The sequence below is a fragment of the Virgibacillus sp. 7505 genome (assembly GCF_002272135.1).
GTDB lineage: Bacteria > Bacillota > Bacilli > Bacillales > Amphibacillaceae > Terribacillus.
Map to the genome: position 1 here is coordinate 1 of NZ_NPBF01000207.1, position 263 is coordinate 263.

General features: G+C 56.3%; 1 protein-coding gene. It reads left to right on the forward strand.

The features are described from left to right. Nucleotides 1-263, forward strand: a 263-nt coding sequence (locus CHH91_RS21330) for a rhamnogalacturonan lyase family protein (protein ID WP_483372416.1), incomplete at both ends; no start/stop codon positions are given.

A 263-nucleotide genomic window follows, 5' to 3' on the forward strand; every position in this document is an offset into this window, starting at 1 on the left:
CCTTTACGGAGAGTATAGCGGCCGAGACACTGGCCGAGGCATGGTTGGCGATGTCATCCCTGGCGAGCGCGGCCTCGAAACGTGGGCCGTCGGCTTATACAGTGCGTCAGGCAAGCGTTTAGGCACCGAGCAGCCAGGCACAAACATGAATATTAAATGGTCCCCTGACATGACCACACAAATTGTCAATGGCGCGCTTGACGAGACACCGACGATTGATGATTGGCAACGAGGGCGTTTGTTGACAGCGGAAGGGACAAGGA